The 20,611-nt window shown below is 52.1% G+C and carries 23 protein-coding genes and 1 pseudogene; 21 read left to right on the forward strand and 3 right to left on the reverse strand.

The window, feature by feature from the left end:
• The first annotated feature begins 175 nt into the window (after positions 1-175).
• The 5 genes and pseudogenes from IBT47_RS22900 (at position 176) to IBT47_RS22920 (ending at position 5,369) form a co-directional block, all read left to right on the forward strand.
• The gene (locus IBT47_RS22900) at positions 176-1,114 is read left to right on the forward strand and encodes a DUF1281 domain-containing protein (RefSeq protein ID WP_200563220.1); all 939 of its coding nucleotides are present in this window, start codon (positions 176-178) and stop codon (positions 1,112-1,114) included.
• On the forward strand, positions 1,111-1,422 hold the full coding sequence (locus IBT47_RS22905) for a DUF5983 family protein (RefSeq protein WP_200563222.1): 312 nt from the start codon (positions 1,111-1,113) through the stop codon (positions 1,420-1,422). The genes IBT47_RS22900 and IBT47_RS22905 overlap by 4 nt, the downstream gene beginning before the upstream one ends.
• Before the next feature lie 88 nt (positions 1,423-1,510).
• Positions 1,511-2,093: pseudogene (locus tag IBT47_RS22910) on the forward strand (N-6 DNA methylase).
• A 116-nt stretch (positions 2,094-2,209) separates the two neighbouring features.
• On the forward strand, positions 2,210-3,727 hold the full coding sequence (locus IBT47_RS22915; protein ID WP_200563224.1) for a UvrD-helicase domain-containing protein: 1,518 nt from the start codon (positions 2,210-2,212) through the stop codon (positions 3,725-3,727).
• On the forward strand, positions 3,717-5,369 hold the full coding sequence (locus IBT47_RS22920) for a TraI domain-containing protein (protein ID WP_200563232.1): 1,653 nt from the start codon (positions 3,717-3,719) through the stop codon (positions 5,367-5,369). Before IBT47_RS22915 ends, IBT47_RS22920 begins: the two co-directional genes overlap by 11 nt.
• Before the next feature lie 32 nt (positions 5,370-5,401).
• Here the strand turns inward: IBT47_RS22920 and IBT47_RS22925 are convergent, their stop codons facing one another.
• From IBT47_RS22925 to IBT47_RS22935, 3 genes are all read right to left on the reverse strand, one after another.
• Positions 5,402-5,788 (reverse strand): thioesterase family protein, encoded by a 387-nt coding sequence (locus IBT47_RS22925; protein WP_200563234.1) that lies wholly within the window; start codon positions 5,786-5,788, stop codon positions 5,402-5,404.
• Between the two features lie 158 nt (positions 5,789-5,946).
• The gene (locus IBT47_RS22930; RefSeq protein WP_234472064.1) at positions 5,947-6,258 is read right to left on the reverse strand and encodes a hypothetical protein; all 312 of its coding nucleotides are present in this window, start codon (positions 6,256-6,258) and stop codon (positions 5,947-5,949) included.
• Positions 6,240-6,815, reverse strand: coding sequence for a hypothetical protein (locus tag IBT47_RS22935; RefSeq protein WP_135778141.1), 576 nt, complete (start codon positions 6,813-6,815; stop codon positions 6,240-6,242). Before IBT47_RS22935 ends, IBT47_RS22930 begins: the two co-directional genes overlap by 19 nt.
• Before the next feature lie 588 nt (positions 6,816-7,403).
• Here IBT47_RS22935 and dnaB-PI point away from each other — a divergent pair.
• From dnaB-PI to IBT47_RS23015, 16 genes are all read left to right on the forward strand, one after another.
• Positions 7,404-8,792 (forward strand): SPI-7-type island replicative DNA helicase, encoded by a 1,389-nt coding sequence (gene dnaB-PI, locus IBT47_RS22940; protein WP_200563236.1) that lies wholly within the window; start codon positions 7,404-7,406, stop codon positions 8,790-8,792.
• Positions 8,789-10,300: a ParB family protein gene (locus tag IBT47_RS22945; protein WP_200563238.1), complete on the forward strand. Its 1,512-nt coding sequence runs from the start codon at positions 8,789-8,791 to the stop codon at positions 10,298-10,300. The genes dnaB-PI and IBT47_RS22945 overlap by 4 nt, the downstream gene beginning before the upstream one ends.
• A 3-nt stretch (positions 10,301-10,303) precedes the next feature.
• Positions 10,304-10,888 (forward strand): DUF2857 domain-containing protein, encoded by a 585-nt coding sequence (locus IBT47_RS22950; protein ID WP_200563240.1) that lies wholly within the window; start codon positions 10,304-10,306, stop codon positions 10,886-10,888.
• 45 nt (positions 10,889-10,933) lie between these two features.
• A complete protein-coding gene (locus IBT47_RS22955) occupies positions 10,934-11,182 on the forward strand; it encodes a hypothetical protein (RefSeq protein WP_200563242.1) in 249 nt (82 codons plus the stop codon).
• A 76-nt stretch (positions 11,183-11,258) separates the two neighbouring features.
• Positions 11,259-12,449 carry an STY4528 family pathogenicity island replication protein gene (locus IBT47_RS22960; RefSeq protein WP_200563244.1) on the forward strand — a complete coding sequence of 397 codons (1,191 nt, stop codon included), beginning with the start codon at positions 11,259-11,261 and terminating at the stop codon, positions 12,447-12,449.
• 254 nt (positions 12,450-12,703) lie between these two features.
• Positions 12,704-13,417 (forward strand): PFL_4669 family integrating conjugative element protein, encoded by a 714-nt coding sequence (locus tag IBT47_RS22965; RefSeq protein WP_200563246.1) that lies wholly within the window; start codon positions 12,704-12,706, stop codon positions 13,415-13,417.
• A 10-nt stretch (positions 13,418-13,427) separates the two neighbouring features.
• Entirely contained in the window at positions 13,428-13,982 is a 555-nt protein-coding gene (locus tag IBT47_RS22970; RefSeq protein ID WP_234472067.1) for a hypothetical protein, read from the forward strand.
• Between the two features lie 14 nt (positions 13,983-13,996).
• Complete coding sequence (locus tag IBT47_RS22975; protein WP_200563250.1) at positions 13,997-16,063, forward strand: DNA topoisomerase III; 2,067 nt, start codon at positions 13,997-13,999, stop codon at positions 16,061-16,063.
• Positions 16,064-16,392: 329 nt separating this feature from the next.
• A complete protein-coding gene (locus IBT47_RS22980; RefSeq protein ID WP_200563252.1) occupies positions 16,393-16,875 on the forward strand; it encodes an STY4534 family ICE replication protein in 483 nt (160 codons plus the stop codon).
• 57 nt (positions 16,876-16,932) lie between these two features.
• Complete coding sequence (locus IBT47_RS22985) at positions 16,933-17,145, forward strand: hypothetical protein (protein ID WP_200563254.1); 213 nt, start codon at positions 16,933-16,935, stop codon at positions 17,143-17,145.
• Positions 17,146-17,249: 104 nt separating this feature from the next.
• Entirely contained in the window at positions 17,250-17,492 is a 243-nt protein-coding gene (locus tag IBT47_RS22990; protein WP_023285896.1) for a DUF4160 domain-containing protein, read from the forward strand.
• Entirely contained in the window at positions 17,476-17,724 is a 249-nt protein-coding gene (locus tag IBT47_RS22995) for a DUF2442 domain-containing protein (protein WP_135778150.1), read from the forward strand. Before IBT47_RS22990 ends, IBT47_RS22995 begins: the two co-directional genes overlap by 17 nt.
• A gap of 129 nt (positions 17,725-17,853) precedes the next feature.
• Entirely contained in the window at positions 17,854-18,501 is a 648-nt protein-coding gene (locus IBT47_RS23000) for a PilL N-terminal domain-containing protein (RefSeq protein ID WP_200563256.1), read from the forward strand.
• Positions 18,498-19,265: a DUF2275 domain-containing protein gene (locus IBT47_RS23005; protein ID WP_200563258.1), complete on the forward strand. Its 768-nt coding sequence runs from the start codon at positions 18,498-18,500 to the stop codon at positions 19,263-19,265. Before IBT47_RS23000 ends, IBT47_RS23005 begins: the two co-directional genes overlap by 4 nt.
• 10 nt (positions 19,266-19,275) lie before the next feature.
• Entirely contained in the window at positions 19,276-20,001 is a 726-nt protein-coding gene (locus IBT47_RS23010) for a TIGR03759 family integrating conjugative element protein (protein ID WP_200563260.1), read from the forward strand.
• Positions 19,980-20,609, forward strand: coding sequence for a lytic transglycosylase domain-containing protein (locus IBT47_RS23015; protein WP_200563262.1), 630 nt, complete (start codon positions 19,980-19,982; stop codon positions 20,607-20,609). The genes IBT47_RS23010 and IBT47_RS23015 overlap by 22 nt, the downstream gene beginning before the upstream one ends.
• Positions 20,610-20,611 lie beyond the last annotated feature (2 nt).

Below are 20,611 nucleotides of genomic sequence, written 5' to 3' on the forward strand. Positions count from 1 at the left end.
TGCCTGCCGGCAGGCAAGAGAAGCGTCAGAATTCTTACTGCAGTTAGACAAAAGTGCGGCTGAAGCTGCATAACACACCAACCCGGCATCGTTAAGTAAACGCGTTGCCGTCCCGTGAGGGCATTGTTCCTCACGGGACAGTGCCCTCTTTTTTTTGAAAGAAGAGGAATTAACCATGTCAGACTGGTGCCATAACCGTTTAGAAATCACCGGAAAATCCGCGCTTATCAGCATCATGGAGGAGTGGATCAGCGGTGAAGCCGTACCGCTTTACCGTCACGCCGTCATGCGCAGCATAAAGCTGTTTCTGGCGGGGTGTGGCGGCCTGCTACGCCCGGTTAAAACGGAGTCTTTTCCGCCGTTTCCCGGGTTAATGCAGAGCGGAACGGGACAGGGCACGTCAGCCAACCTGGCGTTTGATCAGTGGCTCGGTTTACTGCGCAATGACGTACCGCTTGACGGGGAGCATCTGCGCAAAATTGAGCGGCTTTACCATCAGTCGGGTATCGACGCGATCCGCTGGGACAGTATTCCGGACGTTTCACGCAGACATATCGCGCGACTCATTGAGGAACGCTATGCAGACTGGTTTGGTATTGCCACGCTTTCCCGGGAAATCGATCCGGGTCAGTGCTGGGAACGACTGAGTCAACTGCCTGACAGGGCGCAACCCTGCGATATGCTGCAGATAATCCCGAGCCGGCTGGCTGCCGAACTGAACGGAAGTGGCGGACTTCTGTCCGGGTCGTCTACGTCCTGCAGCCTCTATTGCCGGCAGTACGGTATGGAGTGGCCGGCAGGTCACAATGTCAGCTGGGAACGTGATGGCGTCAGCAGCATAAAACTTGCGTTTGATTCCGCCTGGTTCCCGCCGGCAGCAGAGGTCATCGCGGCACTGTCATCTACCTTTGACTGTGAAATTCGGCACTGGTACAGCGAGCCGGTTCACGATCTTGATGGTTATGACTGTTACGATCGGGGCGAGCACGTCTGCAGTGCTGAGGCGATTATTGACGAGCTGGACGACGGCGGGCCCGGGCTGCATCTGGTGCCGGTCGTTGAACCTTATGAACCAGAAGGTGCAACATCCGTTCATCAGGCGGCACAGGGATGAGCGGCAACAGTGAGTACCTTCGCTGCCGCGTTATTTCGACGGCTCACCTCAGCGCAGAAGACAATGCGCTGCTGGATGAAATCACGACCCGTGAAGTCGGTAACGGTGAGTGGGTCCACTATATCGGCGGGGGCTATCTTCTGCGGTTAACCGCGTGTACCGCGCCGGTTCTGCGGCTGAAAGAAGCCGGGTTATCGAAAGAAGCCCGCCGCGTGATCGCTTCACTGATGCGTTCGGATGCCGTGGAAATCCTGATTTTTGAACCAGGGGCTCCGGAGGCGGAAGGATTCACCACGTACAGCTGGTAACCAAAAAAGGCAGGCCGTAGGGCTTGCCTCACACCCTGAGGGGAACACCTCCTCAGGGGCGTGTTCCCCTTTTTTATGGAGAACACGCATGACTTTTATCAACCATCGCAGCGCAGTCCTGAAGATTTTCAACACCACGGCCCGTTATCATCACCGGCACAAAGTGTTTGAGGACTTCGTCAGCTGCGCGGCCATTGCGCTGCACAATGGCGTTGCGCACGATGCAGAGCTGGAAAAGCAGTATCTGAGCATAATTGCCGGCTACGAGAAGGAAGACGTCACACGGATGGCTGAGTTATTTCACGCCGTGGGACGTATCGCGAATGATGGCATCAGTGCAGCTTTCCGGCATCGATGCGCTGATGCAGGGAAAAGACTTCATTACCCTGCAGGAGCCGGCGAGCGGTGCAGGTTGTATGGTCATCGCCTTCGCTGAAGAGTTTGCACAGCGCGGTTACACGGTCTCAGAACAGCTGTGGGTGTCGGTAACGGACGTTGATCCGCTGGCCGCCAGTATGTCCTATATACAGCTCTCGCTTTGCGGCATTGCGGCAGAGGTTGTGACCGGAAACGCGCTGACGCTTGAACGGCGTCGCACGCTTTACACCCCGCTGCACTACACCGCCAGGTGGGCAGCAAAACTCGGCCGCGCAGAGCAACGCGCAGCCTGACCATAACGCCTCTCCGGAGGCGTTTTTTTTTGCGGGTCAGTATAGAGTTTGCGGTGGATACTACCTCCCCGGCAGGGCATGGTTCATGGCATGACGCTGACGGAGGTACTGAATACATGCAACCCACGCAGGAGCAGGCACAGATCATCGCCTGGAAAGGCAGGAAACTTGTCGTTACGGCGTTTGCCGGTACGGGTAAAACGTCCACGCTTGAAGCCTACGCGCTGGCAAACCCCACAGAGCGGATGCTTTATCTCGCTTACAATCGCGCGATCAGGGAGGAGTCCGAGCGTCGTTTTCCTTTTAACGTCGAGTGCAGAACGTTTCATCAACTGGCATGGCCGACGTTCGGGCGGCACTTTCAGGCGCGGCTAACCACGTCTCTGCGCGTAACGGATATTGCGCGGCTACTCAACACCCGTCACTGGCTGCTGGCACGGACTGCACTGAACACGCTTAACGCCTTTCTGTACAGCGCCGACGGGGAAATCTCATTTCTGCATCTGCCCGATGAGAGCGATCGGGGCGGACTGGACGCGGGCAAAATACTCGGCGCTGCACAGGTCATATGGCAAGAAATGGCCCGGATGGATTCACATTTTCCGGTAACGCATGACACCTATCTTAAACTTTATCAGCTGTCCGTTCCGGATCTGAATAAGAAATGGGACGTGATCCTTTTCGATGAGGCGCAGGATGCGAATCCGGTGACCAGTCAGTTTGTTCTCAGCCAGCCCTGTCGCATCATCCTTGTCGGCGATCGTTATCAGCAGATATATCGCTTCAGGGGGGCGGAAAACGCTCTCGTGTCTCCGCAGCTGGAGACTGCAGACAGGCTGTGGCTGACGAACAGCTTCCGGTTTGGTCCGGCGGTCGCAGACGTTGCGAATACCCTGCTTGCCGAGGCGGGGGAAACCCGCCGGATCTGCGGCCTTGGCGGTGAGGACCAGGTTGTAGCCGAACTGCCCGCCGGAACCGCGCACTGCTGCGTTATCAGCCGGACGGTAGCGGGCGTGATTGGCTCAGCCCTGATGGAGAGCCTGACGGGTAAAAAGGTGTACTGGGTGGGCGGCATGGAGGGATACCGCATTGGTGAACTGGAAGATTTGTACTGGCTTTCGGTCGATATGCCAGATCGCATCCAGTCGCCGCAGCTGACGCGCGACTTCAGCGATTTTGAAGCATACCGGTCTACTGCCAAAGCAACAAAGGATCCGGAAATGGGGCAGGGAGTTCGGCTTCTGGACATGTTCTTTCCGCTGCCAATGCTGCTGGCCGTGTTAAAAAAGCAGGCGGTGACGCGCGAAAGCGATGCTGATGTGACGGTCGTGACGGCGCACCGCAGTAAAGGGCTTGAGTGGAATGCGGTCAAAATGAACGACGATTTTGTTGATATTAACGGTCCCCTTTTAAACCCGCGCGAAAAAGAAGATGAGTTGAATCTTCTGTACGTATCGGTGACGCGCGCGCGCAAAATTCTGGTGCCGAATGAGCTGGTCTGTGTTGTGACCGGCTGCCTCGATGCACTGAGTGGAGACTCTGAAACGCCGGACGGAAAGGACTCAGAGCGCGCGAAGGCTGTGCTTAATATCAGCAATGAAGCTGAATTATCAGGGAGCCAGAATGTTCAGTAAGCTCATAACCATGATCTCCGGGGGGCAAAACACGGCTAAGTCAGCGCAGGCTGGCGGTAAGGTTCCGCCAGGATATTTCGCGCCACATTCAGCTGCAGAGCTGCTTTATTCCCCGCCTCGTAAGCTCCTTCTCAGGCAAATCTGGGATAACACGTCTTTGCCTGAGGAGATTTATAACCGGCTTTACCTGGCACCGCTTAAAAGACTCGCTGAGAGCGTACAAAACGTGCCGGCCAGCGCGGAAGGTGAATGGAGTAAAGAGGGCGGATACATAGATCTCACCCTGAAATTTACCGCCTGCAGCGTCAGGCTGGCAAAAGGCCATATGTTTCCTCCCGGCGCGTCACCCGAGGAACAGGCCGCTAAAAACACGCTCTGGAATGCGATTGTTTTCTGGTCAGCGCTTACCGCGCATCTGCCGCAACTGACCAGGATTGAAGGTGAATTACTGGACGGGCAATGCTGGATCCCTGGTATGTCATCGCCGGGTGCACCCTACCGATTCCGGATAAGCAATGCAGCTGATGCCGGTACGGCGGCTATAATGGCCGCCAGGCTGTTGCCTGATGACGGGGTCACCTGGCTCTGCGGCGATCGCCAGGCCATGCGAGTGATGGCTTCTCTGGCCGGCGGGGATACGGCGGCCATGCCGCTCATCAAAGAAATTCTCGACAAAGCGCAAGGAATGAGCGGTTCGCCCGCCGGTTGTGCGCAGACTGGCTTGCCTGCAATGGCCGCTGCGGAGCTGGTGCCGGATCCGGGGATACCGGTAACGATATCCCCGGGCGATATCATCAGTGCTGCCTCTGCACTCGCCGATAACCGGCCGGAAAGTTCTGAGGATCTGGCCTCTGGTCTAGCACCAGTGAACGCAGAACCTCCGTTAAGTGCGGATGATGAAACCGGATCTTTGCCCTCGGCACTTTCAGAAAACTGCGGCGCAGTAACTGAGCAGCCGGTGGCTGAAAAAGCGGCTGATGATGACACGACCGTCCTTCTCAGCATGTTTGCAGCAGCTGAACCGGCGGACACCAATGAGGATGAACATGCGGAGAGAGCAGTTACGGCTACAGCAGATGAGTGTTTGCCTGTACAGGATATGAATGAACAGGTAATTGCGGTTCCGGATGAAAGCCCGGAACTTATTCCCGATGCTAAGCCGCAGGAAATACTGCATGTTATTGATTCAGTGCTGGATCAAACTGACAATGAAAAAGTGACGTGTGAACACCCCGTTATTCACGCTGCACCTGAAAGCAGCAATGCAGGTAATCTTGGTGAGCAGTTTTTATTGTGGCTCAGAGAGTCAGTTAATAATAAATCGCTCAGCGTGAATGAGAATGACAGTCTGCTTCATGCAGTGAGTGGATTTATGTTTATTTCCCTGCCGAGCGCAGCTTTTAAATTCATTGAGGCAACAGGAGTTGATAACGATCGCAGGGCTGTTCAGGCGTCATTTGAAAAGAATGGCGTATTGCATATGCGTAACGATAAGCGTTTTTTCAGGGTGAGAATATATGAATCTGAAGGTCTGGAAGGTAAATATCAGAAGCGGAGTGGGTATTTAGTCCGACTCTCTTTATTTTATCAGGCAGGAAAGGATAAGGTTAAAGATAGTCGATATATACTGATTGAAAATTGACAGGGGAACCCGGCAGGGTTCCCTCAGAAAATTCAGGCAGGAATAGCATTTTTCACTACATCAGGAATGCCAGGTCTGCCGTTAGCGATACATGTAGCGGTAAATACCGCTTCTGCATACACAATATCGTTAACCAGTATTTGCTGGACGAAATTGACACGGCTGCGCTTCTCGTTTGCCTGAAGGGCGCATGTTACCTGCATTTCATCCCCTTTCTCCAGGCTCTTTTTAAATCGCATCGTGTATTCAAGGATCATGTGAAGGCGTCCTTCAGCGAACTCCTGTTCCAGATCCAGTCCCAGTTCCTCTTTCATAAAGGCGTGGCGCGTCCATTCCATGTAGAAGGGATAATACAGCCCATCCACAACGCCCTGAAAATCTACGTGTTTTTCATCTACGGAATAGGTTTTGGTAAACATTATAAGTCCTTAAAATAGTTCAGTAGTGCAAACCGCATTGGCAGTATCAGATTTTCAAATTCTTTTTGCGAGGTATCAGCTCCGGTACAGATATTAAGCGCCATGCTCATATCATTCTCTATACCATATATGAAGCTAATGCCATGATATATATTATGTTATTTCCTTTGCGTATCAATGAAGTTATTTTTTTCATTGCGCAAGGCGTCATCCCAGATGACGGTGCTGACATCACCTTTACTTATTTTTGTAAGCTCAATTCCCATCTTTATTAACAGGCTGTCTTTATACTTACCTTCGTAATAAAATTTGTTATCCCATTCAGCGTAGCCGTTGCTTTGATGAGCTGAAATGTTGTTATTAAAGACCAGTAATGTAGATATATATGTAGTGCGCTCAAGCTTGTCGAGGAAGTTTATTACTTCATTGCTGCATTGGTGAAATTTCAATTTCACTTCTTTTGAATCCATTTCACTCTCCGGCATTCATAAATATCGCTCTTCATTAGTGTTATGCTTTGGTTACCTTCCAGGATTATTGATTTTTCGTCCATTACTTTCAGGACACCAATATGTAATCCATTTGCACTTTTCACATAACACAACTTGTTATTATTAGGGTCGATATTTGTAACCGTAGATACAATACAGAACTCTCCGAAACTTACGTATGGTTCACCGTACATGCCGCCTATCTGAACCAGCTCAACATCAGGTAGTTGGCGACTTGCAAGGATGAAAAGCGTGTCTTCGTCGAGCTTCGCATATTCAGTGAACTGCGGAGGGAACCCTTCACCCGTCATGATCCACTGACCATTAACCTGCAGACCATTCTCGGTGAAAAACTCAGCAATTATATGTATCACATCCATTCTACGGGCAGGAACTGAACCGTCAGATTCCCAGCGTGTGTAGGTTGTGTAGGATAGGTCCATGTTTTTTTGCTGTATGTAACTTACAACTTCCTGTGGCGTAGTACCCGTTGCAGCCCTACAACACTTAAGTCTCTTCTCAATCGTGTCTAACATTCGCATTCCTTAACGGAAATTATTGCAATGATTTTAAAGGAAAAAATTGCCTTGGGTTCGGGAATAATTCCTGATGAATGGTAAAAAATTGCATAAAAGGCATTAGAGGTGGTAATATGTAAATAGTTAACAAATTTAGTGTTAAACATTATCATAAAATGACCTTTTCTTGACGCTTTTTAAGTGAGAAGTGAGGGCATAACCCATCCAGAAGCCATCTGAGAGGGTTTTTGAGCAATCAGGGTTCCGATCCGTTTTAGCAACTTGATATTCCTTTACCGTCATTTGGGTTAAGGAAAGTCCTAAGTAAAACTTATCCTGGAGATGATATGCCCTCACATAATCAATCACGAGCCCCGGCTCCCATCATTTATATAGGTCCAGTAAGACGTAACAATCTGGAAGGGTGTGCAGTAAAACTTACTCATTCATCAGGTCGAGTTATAAGCGCTTCGAAAATCGTTCAAGGTCTTATCGACGCTTATTTAGATCAATACGTAACTGAACTAACTGCAAAGTCTGCAATTACGTAACACATCCATTATCTATAGCTCAGCAAATCCACATGTTCCGTGGAGGGATAGACTCATGCCTAATCAGCCCGACACTCAGTTAGCTGTACCTTATTCAACGCAAGCCGAACAATGTGTTCTGGGGGCGTTGATGCTGGATAATGACCGTTGGGATGAAATAAACATCCTACTGACAGCACAAGATTTCTTTGTCGCTGCCCATCGTCATGTATTTAAAGCGATGAGCAGCTTATCTTTGTTATCCCAGCCCATCGACCTGATAACCCTTAGCGAGAAGTTGGAGCGTGACGGTGTGCTTGAGCAAAGTGGCTGCTTTGCTTACTTAGCGGAATTGAGCAAGAACACGCCTTCAGCTGCAAACATTCTTGGTTATGCGGGTGTCATCGTTGAAAAGAGCCGTTTGCGTGATCTGCTGGTTATCGGCAACAGCCTTGTAGCTGATATCCACACCAATCGGCTCAGTTCGCAAACGGTCGCAGAGCACGCTGAAAATGCGCTCTTCCGGCTTCATGAGCAAGGCACAAGCGCAAACGAGTGCGAATCAGAAATTATGGTTGCCCTTGATCAAGTGCTCAGCAAGCTTGAAGTAGCTACTGCAACTGAAAACGGTATCACTGGAACGTCAACAGGCATGGCGGAATTGGACTTTATGACATGTGGCTTGCAACCAGGTGATCTGATTATCCTCGCAGCACGTCCCTCTATGGGTAAAACCGCTCTGGCTGTTAGTTGGTGCATCGGTGCAATAGAAAGTAAGCCTCAAGACGCTGTCTTTATTTTTAGTATTGAAATGCCAACTGATCAGCTAACTATGCGCATGCTATCGATGCGCAGCCGTGTTGATCTGACCAAACTCCGTAGTGGCAACCTGAGCGATGAAGATTGGGGCCGCATCAGCCAGGGTGCAACAGAAATAGCAGCGTGGCGCGACCGACTTATTATCGATGACAACAGCTTCCAGACGCCGGCGACGCTACGTACCCGTGCGCGTCGCTATGTTCGTAAGTACGGTAAGCCCGCCTTAATCATGGTCGATTATTTACAGCTTATGCGATGCCCGGACATGGAAAACCGCACGCAGGAGATCGCCGAAATTTCCCGTTCGCTTAAGGCGCTTGGCAAAGAGCTTGACTGTCCCATCCTCGCTCTGTCGCAGCTCAATCGACAGGTAGAACAGCGTGCGGACAAGCGTCCCAATAATGGCGATCTGCGTGATTCAGGCGCACTTGAGCAGGATGCTGACCTGATTGCATTTATTTACCGCGATGAAGTCTACCACGCTGATACGGCGCATCCCGGTCAGGCTGAGATCATCATCGGTAAACAGCGTCAAGGCCCTACCGGCACCATCAAAACCCAGTTTGACAGCAGGTTTACTCTCTTCAGTGAATATCCTGAAGGCGGGTATGACTTTGGTTACGATTTCAGGAGTGCTGGTCAATGAGTAAACTTCAACTGGTAGAAAACTCGTCTGTTAATAGTAGCAATCAGGCCAGGGATTTTACTCTGGATGAACTTTGTGTGAATCCAGATAATCCGCGCAAAAGCCGTAATCCTTTGTTTGATGATCTCAAAGCATCTATTCGCGCGCGCGGTCTTAATTCTGTGCCTTTAGTGACCCGCGATCCCCGTCTTCCCGATGGTAAGTGGACCTTTAGCGATGGCGGCAACACGCGTTATACCATCATGCGTGAACTTTGGGATGAGACTGGAGATCCACGTTTTTTCAAAATGACCTGCATTGAAAAGCCGTGGCCTGGACGCTTTCAGTGCCTCGCGGGGCACCTCGCTGAAAATGAAACTCATGGGCAGTTAACTTTCATCGATAAAGCTCTTTCTGTAAGTGAAGCGCGGTTATTGCTCCAAGAAGAACGTGGGAAAAAAATTTCTTTGCGTGATCTTGCCGTTGAACTAACTAACAGCGGCCTGCCCGTACATTTTTCCAGTGTTAGCCGAATGGAAGATGTGGTGACAAATATCTATCCCTGGATGCCTGTATTGCTCGCATCCGGCTTTGGTGGTCGTGAGCTTAGAAAATTGCTTAAACTCCGTCATGGAGCTGAAAAAGTTTGGGATAAGTACCAGTTTGAAAAGAATATTTGTACAGAAGCCGATTTCATAAATGTATTTGGTGAGTGCTGCCGTAAATTTGATGATCCTGAACTGTGGTCAATTGAAATGTTCACTGATGAACTTATTGGCGACCTTACAGATGCGTTTCCTTGCGATGACCTTGACTATGATGGCTGGTTGCTTGAGCTACGTGGTGCCGACAAAGTAAAAGCAGAACCTGCTGAAGACATTACTTTTGCTGTTTCTTCTGGTTTACCGGCCAATTCCTCAACTGTTGCAAATGACGATGTAGCTGAACTCAGTCAGCTGTCTGATGAATTGACTCCAAGGGATTCAACCCTGCTTGAGGATGATACTCCTGGCGTAGAGCAATCTACCGCAAAAGAGCAACCTAAGGATTTATCTTCTTTAGTAAAAGAAGATGAATCGCATGCTTTACAGGGTGCGGATGATTATTTACCGGCTGTTGCTCAACCAGAAATCCATTCGCTCTGGCACGTCAGTGCCCTTCAGGATGACATTGAGCATTTGCAAAGTTTGGCCTGGCGTCTGAGCTGGGATATTGCCAGTGCTCATGACTGTGGTAATTCGTTAACACCTGCCAGCGAAAACGCATCGCAGTCTGGTTATCGGCTTTCAGTTCCTGTTGATGATGCTCCTCTTGTAGCCTTATTTCTTGCTTCACTGACAGACGATACGAGTCATCAGGATGCTGCGAACCTCACTTCTGAATTGCTGATCGGGTCATCTGAATCAGCCAAACCTGTTTTTGATGACGAGCAAACCCTGACGGTGTTTCGGCTAATCAGGATCCTTCGTCGTCTCCGCGAACTGCAGCGCAAAAGTGCTGCTTCCATTGTTCCTGCAAATGAAGGGTAACTGATGAACACGAACCTCTCCCGGGCTGCTAATGGCTTCCTGCTTGACTTAGTTATGGAACTCAAAAATGGGTTTATACGGCGCTGTGACAAAATGGGGCTTACGCCTGAAGAGATTGCCACGCTGAAAGATATGACCATTGAAGATATTCATTACATCATCAATAGCGAGGTTTCTGTCCTTTCGTTTCAGATAAACCAGGACAATCTGGCCCGGCTGATGACGCAAGCCAGGGAAGAACAAACGCGTAAGCAACGTATTGATCGCGCACTTGCTCTGGGTGGTTCCATCAAGCTCATGGAGCATTTTTTCGGGCTGATGAGTAATGATGTTGCGGCGCGTCGCAGGATAGCTGGCATAAAAGTTCGTGCAGGTCGTGGAACCGTTCTTAGCGATGAACAAAGTACGGAGCTGTGGGAAATCTGGGCGGCAAATGACAATAAAGCGCTTCGAAGCGAAACGGATGAGGGGCTGGATTTGATGCTGCTTGCCGCTGAACAAATGGATATTTCTCTCACTGCAGTCTGGAACACTGTTCTCAAGTGGGAGAGTGAAAATCTGACAGCGGCCACGCGGAGAAGAGCATGAGTTTTAACCAGCGGAGTGCGTTCACTGTAATCAGATGGGGGCAGGATGCGATTTAAAGAGATCATACCGGGCCTAAAAGCCCCGACGACTGTTCCGGCGTCACTGTCTAAAAAAGCGGTCAGCGCGGTTCAACGATTCTGGCACGGAGAGCGTAACTATAAGCGCCTGAATGAAAACCGGACGGGCTATTACAAGATTGATCTCGGCCCGTTCTGGCGACTGCTCAGCCGTGATGAAGGGCGCACTTGGGAGATGATGAACCATGAGCACTATAACACGGCTATGCGCAACTGAAGCGTAGTCAGAATGCTGAGCGATGAGCCTTTAGCGGCACATTGCTCAGCATTTTTTTGTATTCAGAAGGTGAAGAATGACATTACCAGATGACAGCCTTATCCATCAGGCAGTCACAAAATTAACTGATCGGCTGACGGCACGTTTACCGGAAGAACAGAACAGCTATGTCCGTGGCGGTCTGTTGTTCACGGGTAACATACACGATTCTATGCCGCGCCGGCTGCTTCTCGATCAACGTCTTTCCCCGCTTGATAAAATGGGCTGGATAATTATCCGCTTACACGCTTTGAGCAACGATGGTGCCGTTTTTCCCTCCTATGAAGAATTGCAGCTGCAGCTGGCAACGCCGGGTAAAGGGAGGGCATCAAAAGAGACCATCAGCCGGATACTTCTGATGTTACGCATCACGGGCTGGCTCAGCCTCTGCAAACGCGTCAGGGATGAAAAGGGAAGGGTAAGAGGAAATATTTATGCGCAGCATGATGAGCCATTGTCATTTGCTGATGCAGAAATGTTCGACCCACACTGGCTTAAAACGGTGGCTGAGGCCTGCCTGAGCAGTAACCGGACCGTCAGCGCCACGGCAAAGATAATCATCAGTGAAATCCGGCTTGATCCCACAATGCTCCATCATCGCAGTCATCTCCAGATGATTGAGGCCCGTCTGGGCTCAGCTCAAAGTCCTGAAGAATCGATCCGCCGTGCCGCACCCAGGCAGACAGTCCGCTCGCCGGGTTCGGATTCCGAACTCAGCTTAAAAAAGCATGATCTGCAGCCCGGTTCGGATTCCGAACACAGTGAGAGTACCGGGAATGACAACCGGGTTCGGAATCCGAACAGTTACGTACGTAGTTTTACTAATAATACAGATAAAACATACGTAACCGGTTCGGTTTGCCTGCCAGATGACTTCGCCTCACTGCTGAAACCCGCAGACCGAGACATGGTTAATCGCCAGCTGCAGGCGCTATCGCCTGAGCGTTCTGCCTCGGTGCTGTCGAATGTTATTCGTGCACAGCGTGAAGGCAGCCTGCAAAACCCGCTTGGCTGGTTGCTGACGGTGCTTAAAAAGGCCCGACAGGGGGAGCTTTATCCTGCAGAAAACGTACGAAAAGTACCTGATCACATGAGCTCGTCACCGCGCCCTGAACTACGCCCTTTTAAGCCTTCTCGCCCTGATAGCCGGCAGACGTGCAGTGAAGAGCGCGTAAGAGAAATCGTTCAGAGTCTTAGAATGTCTGTTGGATCTCAGAGAAATGATTAGGCAGCCGGCGGAATCACAAGAGCGAGCAGTATTGCACGGTGCAACAGAGGTTAAAAAGTGATCGCTGTTGCACGGTGCAACAGTGGTTAAAAAAAGAGCAGCGTTGCACGGTGCAACAGTGGTCATTAATTAAGCGTCATAGGCAGCGAACAAATTTTACTTTTCGAATATCTGATTTCGAATTGTTTACGGTCCTCTCAGGAATGAGGATCGCCACTTAACTTACGAAAGCCTTTGCCAATCAGGAGACAGCTATGGCCGAACAGACAACCCCTCAAACAGCGCCCCGGCGATCTGGCGGATTAGTATCCTCGCTGACAGTCGAGCTGCATTCGCATTATGCAATCAGGCTCTGGGAAGGGCGCAATCGATCAGATGAGAAATCAAAGGCGGAAAAACGCCCCAAAATTCTGGGGATGCCGGAAGCGATTTCGCGGGCAGGGTTCGCCGGGCGTGATGCAGCGGCCGGCAACCCCTATGGTGATGAGCTGCTGGTCAAACTTGAAGAGGCCATTAAGCTGGCGACTCAGAAGGTGGAAGAGCAAGTCAAAAAGATAGAAACCATTACAGCCGCCATTCCGGCAGGTATCACCATATCTGAAGTTACATCTTCCGAGCCGCTGAACCTTGATGTATTCAGCCGTTCCCCCCTTGGTTATCGCTGTGTCTGGCTGTTAGTGCATTACGATCAGCTGGCGCTGAAAGCCTTCCGGGCATTCCATTACGGTCTGATCTCCCGTTCACAGCGCGATGATTTTCTTGAAAAAGGGAGTAAAGCGGTACGTATAGTCTACGGGTTGATTCAGAACTACCGGACCGTGCCGGTGACATATGAGGATATCCGCCATAAAACGGCGCGGGGTCTGGCTGCCATAGAGCGCCTGGGGGAACCGGATCCTGCCGTTATGTCAGGCAAAAAACGTTCTTCATTCTCTCCACTTTCTGCCGTTACCTCAGAGGACGATTAATTTGAACCGGATGATTACTTTGGGCGTTATCTGCGCCCTTCTCAGCGGCTGTGCCGGCACTGACTTTGCCAGCATCAACAAAAATATCAGCGATACCGCTTTCAGTATCAGTAAAACCCTGCGTGGCAGTGATTCAAGTTCCATGGATTCCGGCAACGGTATGCCGGTACTGACAAAAGCATCAGCATCTGGCGGGAAGAGTGCCAGCAAACAGTTCAACGTGCCGGTAGATATTGATACGGCAGCCGCGCGACTAAAGCGCCACTACGGCTATGTGAGTGCGGATGAAATTGAACGTATTCGTTCCAGAGATCGCAACAGCCGCTGGAGCGCTGCTGCTATTGAGGACGCTCATCCAGTGTGGGAGGCCGTTCCGGGGAGCTCCTATCGTATGGGCAGCGATGTGGATGACAACGACCATATGGATATCGAGCTTGAAAAGAACGGTTCCGGTACGCGGGTATATGTGACATACAAATCGCCCGTCGCATCGCACCTTACCGGGAGCACGTTCAACAACGTTATGTCTCAGGTCCGCCAGGTTGCTTCTGGGCAGGCACGCTAAAACCGGAGGCCTGCATGCAGCTTTATCTATGTGAAAAACCCTCCCAGGCCAAAGATATTGCCCGCGTGCTGGGCGTCAGTCAGCGCGGCCAGGGGTGTATTACCGGCGGTAACATTACGGTCACGTGGGCAGTTGGCCATCTGCTTGAAACGGCCACGCCCGAAACCTATGGCGAGCAGTTTGGACGCCCGTGGCGCACGGAGGTGCTGCCGATCATCCCGGACCGTTGGCAAATGACCGTCAAGAAAGACACTGCCGATCAGTTTGGCGTTATCAAAAAACTGCTGAAACAGGCCAGTGAGGTAGTCATCGCAACCGATGCCGATCGCGAAGGTGAGGTGATCGCGCGTGAGCTGATGGATTACTGCAATTACACCGGTGCCGTGCGCCGGCTGTGGCTTTCCGCGCTGGATGAGGCCAGCATCAAAAAAGCCCTCAGTGAAATGCTGTCAGGCGACAAGACTGAAAAACTGTATCAGGCGGGTATTGGCCGCTCGCGGGCGGACTGGCTTATCGGGATGAACCTGACGCGGCTTTATACCCTTAAGGCCGGTGAAGCCGGATTATCGGAGGTGTTTTCCGTGGGCAGGGTGCAGACGCCCACGCTCGCTATAGTGGTTAACCGGGATCTTGAAATTGCCGGCTTTACACCAAAGCCCTGGTGGAAAGTCAGAGCGCAGCTTGAAAAAGACGGTGTCCGTTTTGAAGCTGAATGGGTTGCTGCGGAGCAATACTGTGATGATGAAAAACGGTGCGTAAATCAGCAGATTGCACAGGCGGTTCAGCAGCTTTGCCTGAAAGCCGGGAACGGCAGCGTGATTTCAGTTGAGAAAAAGCGGGCTAAAACGCCGGCACCGCTCTGTTTTTCCCTCGGCGATCTTCAGGAAGCCTGCAACAGGAAATGGGGTTTCGGCGCTAATGAGGTGCTCTCTATAGCCCAGTCGCTGTATGAAACGCATAAAGCGACGACCTATCCGCGAACAGACTGCGGTTATCTGCCGGTATCGATGCGGAAAGAGGTCAATGACGTTCTCCAGGCTGTACAGCATTCTGATCCGGCTATCGGCAGCGAGCTTTCCCGACTTGATACCGCATTTACCTCGCGCGTCTGGAACGACAAGAAAATTACTGCGCACCACGCCATTATTCCAACGCGACAGCCTTTCGACATAGCAAAGCTGAACGCAAAAGAGCTCAAAGTCTACTCTCTTATCCGCCTGAACTATCTGGCTCAGTTTATGCCGCTGCAGGAATCCGATGTGACGGATGCCACCTTCAATATCGGTAATCAGCTTTTCCGCACGCGCGGTCGCGTGATGGTTCATGCCGGGTGGAAATCCCTGTTCAGAGGAGAGCTGGCTGAAGAGGAAGAGGGTGATAAGGAGTCCGCCGCGCAGCTGCCAGTGCTGGAACAGGGCAATGTCTGCAGCGTCACCGGCGCAGACGTCAAAGATAATGTGACAAAAGCGCCGCCGCACCACACGGAAGGAACGCTTATTGCCGCCATGAAAAATGCCGCCAGCCTGGTCACGGATCCCCAGCTCAGGAAGGTACTCCGCGATAACGCTGGGCTCGGTACGGAAGCAACGCGCAGCGGCGTACTGGAAACTCTGTTTAAACGGGGTTTCCTGGAGAAAAAAGGAAAATTCATCATTGCCACGCAGATGGCGCGGGAGCTGATCGCTGCTTTGCCAGAGACGCTGACCAGTCCGGGCATGACGGCCCTATGGGAGCAGGCGCTGGATGACATTGCCCAGGGAAAAAGCGGGCTCAGTGATTTTATGCAAAAGCAAAGCCAGTGGACCCGGCATCTGGTCGAAAAAGGGCGGGACACTGCCTTTAAGGTCACGGTTCCGGTCGGCCCTGCCTGTCCGCTGTGTGGCGGACAGACCCATCAGCGTAAGAGTAAGGATGGTAAATTCTGGGGCTGTATGAAATACCCTGACTGTAAGGGGATCGTTGGTGAGACAAACCGTAAAACCCGACGCCAGGCTGCGGGGAAAAGCCGGGGCACTGGAAAAGGCCGGAAAATCCCAGCTTCTGCGCCGGCTACTCTCAATCTGCAGAGCCAGAAAGGTTGACAGTAGTGACATTTGGCTTAAAAATAAACGTGCTTGTCCGTCGTCTCTGACGACCACCAATGATTCACCGGCCTGAGAGAATCGCCTTCGGGTGGCTGAACATAACACTCCTGTAGCCTGCAAGGGAGAACACATCAGTGTGGTACATCTGCTCGCCTTTGGAAGCAGATATCGTCAATCACGGCTCCTACTGCCTGACGATGAAGGTACATTCAACTATCAAGACAGTCAGAATTTAGCTGATTCTGACTCCCCGACGGGAATACTTCTCCCGTCCGGGCAGAAGTTTTCTCCGTCGAACCAAATTTGACCTCCATGGAGAAAACATCATGTCTGTAAACAACACCTCTAATGCCAGTAACACCGGTAAATCTAAAGACTATTTCAACCTGACCATCAACGGACTGGGCTATCTCAGCAACGTTCGCCAGGTAAATGCTCAGTCCGGCACCTTTATCAGCTGCGTGATCAACGCACTGTCAGGTCCGAGCGACAGTCCTTCTTATGTGCGTTTCGACGTCAACGTTGTCGGCAAAGAAGCCAGCAGCCTCATTAACCGTTGCCAGAAAGCGGTAGATGAGGATAAGAAAGTGCTGATTGGCTTTGTTCTGAGCAACCCATCAACGGACATTTTTCAGCTGAAAAATGGTGAGCACGCAGGTGAAAGCCGCGTCAGTCTGAAAGCCCGCCTGATTAAAGTGGACTGGATCAAGATAGGCCAGGACATGGTCTTCAAGACTGAACGCGCTGAACCTCATCAGGCACAGAATACTGCTTCACAGCAGCAATCTTACGCTGATAACTCATTCTAAATCCGCTCACCTTAGACTTGCTATAAACAGAGTAAGTCATCTTTCACAGGTAACTCTATGAATACTCAAACAGGCTTTTTAGCTCAGAAATATCTCAACGTGGTGCTTCCGCTGGAAGTTATGCAATCTGGCCGAGGCTATTATATTGGTACAGCAGATCAGGAAAGCGGGGCACCGGCAACCCGAGAATCTAACGAATATTTTCGTAAGAAAATTGACGCTGAAAATGCGCTTAAAGCTAACTTATGGACTCAGAAAGAGCATCCGTAATAGAAGGGCGGTATAACACAATATGCCGCTGTTTTTTTGCGCCCCCTCACTGCCTTTTGATTACTGCAGTAAATTTCACCATAATCCTTTAAAGGTTACTAACGATGCCTGCCATACTACGGCTAAACGGTTTTCGGTTCTTTTTCTACTCCAATGAAGGCAATCCGCGCGAACCTGCTCACATTCATGTGATAAAGGCCGGTACAGAAGCAAAATTCTGGCTGGAGCCGGTTGTAAAACTGGCAAGTAACGATGGATTTGACTCCCGGACGGTAAAAGAGCTGATGACAGTGATAAGGCAACACCAACCCATGTTTCTGGAGGCCTGGAATGATTATTTCAGCTAAGAACGTTCGGTTCGATCATCACACTATGTGGGTCGAACTCTCAGACGAGCGGATAATCGGCGTACCACTTTCATGGTTTCCCCGGCTTCGCAACGCGTCTGCCGAACAGCTGAAAGATTACGAACTGTCTCCCCGTGGTATCCACTGGGACGCACTGGACGAAGATATCTCAATCGATGGCCTGTTAAAGGGGCGCGGTGATGTAACGCACCCGCCTCATCAGGTCGCCTGAAGGTGCTGATTAAAAAACGCTGACTCCGGTCGGCGTTTTTTTTTGAAATCGCAAAAAGAGTTGTTGATAGAAGCATGCCGAAGAGTTGCGCACAGTGAAGCCTGTTCTCACTGTACAGGAACTTTTCAGATGAAATTTAACGCCGTCTTTGCCGCTTTACCGCTTGCGCTGCTGGCAGGGTGCGTTCAGCAGCCCCAGAAGTTGCAGGAGCGGGCACCTGCTGAACCGGTTGCCCCGGTCAGCGTATCCCGCAATATCCAGGCATCCGCTGATGATGTATATGCGCGGACGCCGGAAGTGGTTCGCTACGATCGCTACCTGCTGGTCAGCACGGATCCGCAGGCCGTGCAACGCGACCCCCTTTCCCAGATTATTGACGTCCGCATCCCCTCCTCAGTGCAGCCAACCGTGGCTGACGCCATGCGCTACGCCCTGAAGCAGTCCGGCTATTCGCTTTGTCAGACCGGTCCGGCTAATGGCGTGTTATACCGTCAGCCGCTGCCGGCAGTCCAGTTCCAGCTCGGTCCTATGCGCCTTCGCACCGCGCTGCAGGTACTGGCGGGCCCGGCATGGGAGCTTGAAGTTGATGACGTACAGCGTGTGGTCTGTCACAGCCTGCGTACCGGTTATCAGTTGCCCGTGACACAGCTGCCGCCGCGTCCTGCCAGCGCCTCCGCACCGGCTGCAGGTGCTCCATCTTCTGCCAGTTCCTCTCAGGTGATCGCCCCTCGTCCCATTCAGGCCCAGCCTGCTCACGGAGGGTGGCTGACAAAATGACCACAGAAACGTCCTTCCCTCACGAAAATGCAGATGACGGTGTTCCGTCATCAGGCGGCAGGTTCAGCGCCGTAAAACGCCGGCTGCCGGCTATAGCACTGACCACGCTTTCCATTGCCGCGCTTGGTCTCGCATTCATATCTCTTCGCGCTGGCGTGTCGCAGGAAAACCGTCTCAGTTACGTCGAAAAGCAGCAAAACGTGGTTTACACCCAGGCACTGGCTAAAACCGATCTTGAACCTCTCCAGGCAAACATCAGCACGCAGGCCGAGGCGATAAAAAGGCAGCAGGTTCAGCTCGATGCGGTCCGTAAATCTGTCGAAGCCTGGTCTGCCAGAGGCTTATCTGAAGCAGTCGGTCAGTTTCGCCATTCGATCGATGAGCTAAACGATTCGCAGACTGCACTGCAGAGCCGTCAGGCTGCACTGGAACAGTCAGTTACCGCACTGCAGAACCCGCCTCAGAAAGCCCAACAGGCCACAGCTGAACCCAAAGCGGCAGCGCCTGTAAAAAAGCCGGCACCCGCTAAGCCGCACCGGGCAGTCAACACCGTGGCCCGTAAAGCGCCATTTGTACTGACCGGCGTTGAAAAGCGGGGCACGGAGTCGTTTGCGGCCATCGCGCCGTCGGGATTCAGCTCGCTGGCTGAAATCCGCCTGATCGGCGAAGGCCAGACCGTTAATGGCTGGACACTTGTTCACGCCGGTTACGGGCAGGCGCAATTTCGCGTAAACGGACGCTTAACGACTATCAACGTTCGCTAACGGAGGCGATATGAAGCTAAAAATAGCCAGTCTTGCAGTGATTATGCTTTGCTGCTCTGCGCAGGCCAGCGTTCAGGTTCAGAATTCCAGGGGCGTACCGGTGGATGCGCCGGCGCAGAGCGTGCAGCAAAGCAGCGTGCAGGATCTGAAGCAGCAAGCCGGTCAGTGGGGGCTGAGTCAGGACGATTATCAGCGCTATCAGTCGCTGATGAACGGTCCGCGCGGCATTCAGTCACCGGGTCTGGATCCGTTGTCAACGCTGGGTATCGAGGCGCGGAGTCAGGCTGAGCGTCGTCAGTATGCTGAGAAGTGGGTAAAGGAAGAGTTTGCGCGTACGCAAAAAGAGCTGCATTTCCAGCGCGAAGTCACCGCCGCATGGAAGCGGCTCTATCCGGAAACGCTTGCGGTAAATATGGGCAACGCAGCCGGCATTGCGCACGACACAGGAGGGCGGCTGGCACTGTTCGTTAAGTCAGCGGGCTGCGGGCAGTGTGACGCCCGGCTGGCAGCGGTATTAGCCGATAACAGGCCGGTTGATATCTACCTTGTAGACAGCCAGGGCGATGACGGGAAACTTCGCGGCTGGGCAAAAGACCATCACATTCCGCTGGACAGGGTGCGCAGCCGTCAGATCACACTGAATCACGACGGCGGTCGCTGGATGCGGTTCGGTAACGGCATCATGCCGGTGGTTCTGCAGCAGGGGGAAGACGGATGGCAACTCGCCGCATTCTGACCGGAGCGGCGCTGCTGCTGCTTTCATTTTCCACGTTCGCCGGTGGCAAACAGACCGTTCCGGAGGGGTATGTGCGCGTGGCGCAGGCGCACAGCGTGCCGCCGGAATCGCTCTACTCCGTCAGCCTGCAGGAATCATCACGCAGGCTGCCGCAGGGCGAACGCCCGTGGCCGTGGACTCTCAACGTCGCGGGTAAGGGCTATCGCTATAAAACCCGCCTTGAAGCCTGGCAGGCACTGCAGGTGTTCATGAAAACAAACTCACTGAAGCGCATCGATGTCGGTATCGCCCAGGTTAATCTCGGCTGGAACGGCCAGCGTTTTACGTCAACCTGGGAGGCGCTGGATCCTTACGTGAATCTGAACGCCGCTGCCGCGATCCTGCGTGAGTGCTGGGACCGGAAACCCGGAAGCTGGCTTGATGCCGCCGGCTGCTATCACCATCCCGCAGGGGGCGCACCCGCTGCCCGCTATCGCGCTTTCGTTAAAAGCAAGCTCGCCATGCTCCAGCCTTCGCCGCATCTGCCGGCGGCTACCGCAGTTGAACAGACAGCGTCCGCATCGGTGCCGGATAACAGCCTCGTCTGGATAAATCCACGGAGTCAGTGATC

Origin of the sequence: Erwinia sp. S43, assembly GCF_016624745.1 — a bacterium.
Classification (GTDB): domain Bacteria; phylum Pseudomonadota; class Gammaproteobacteria; order Enterobacterales; family Enterobacteriaceae; genus Erwinia; species Erwinia coffeiphila.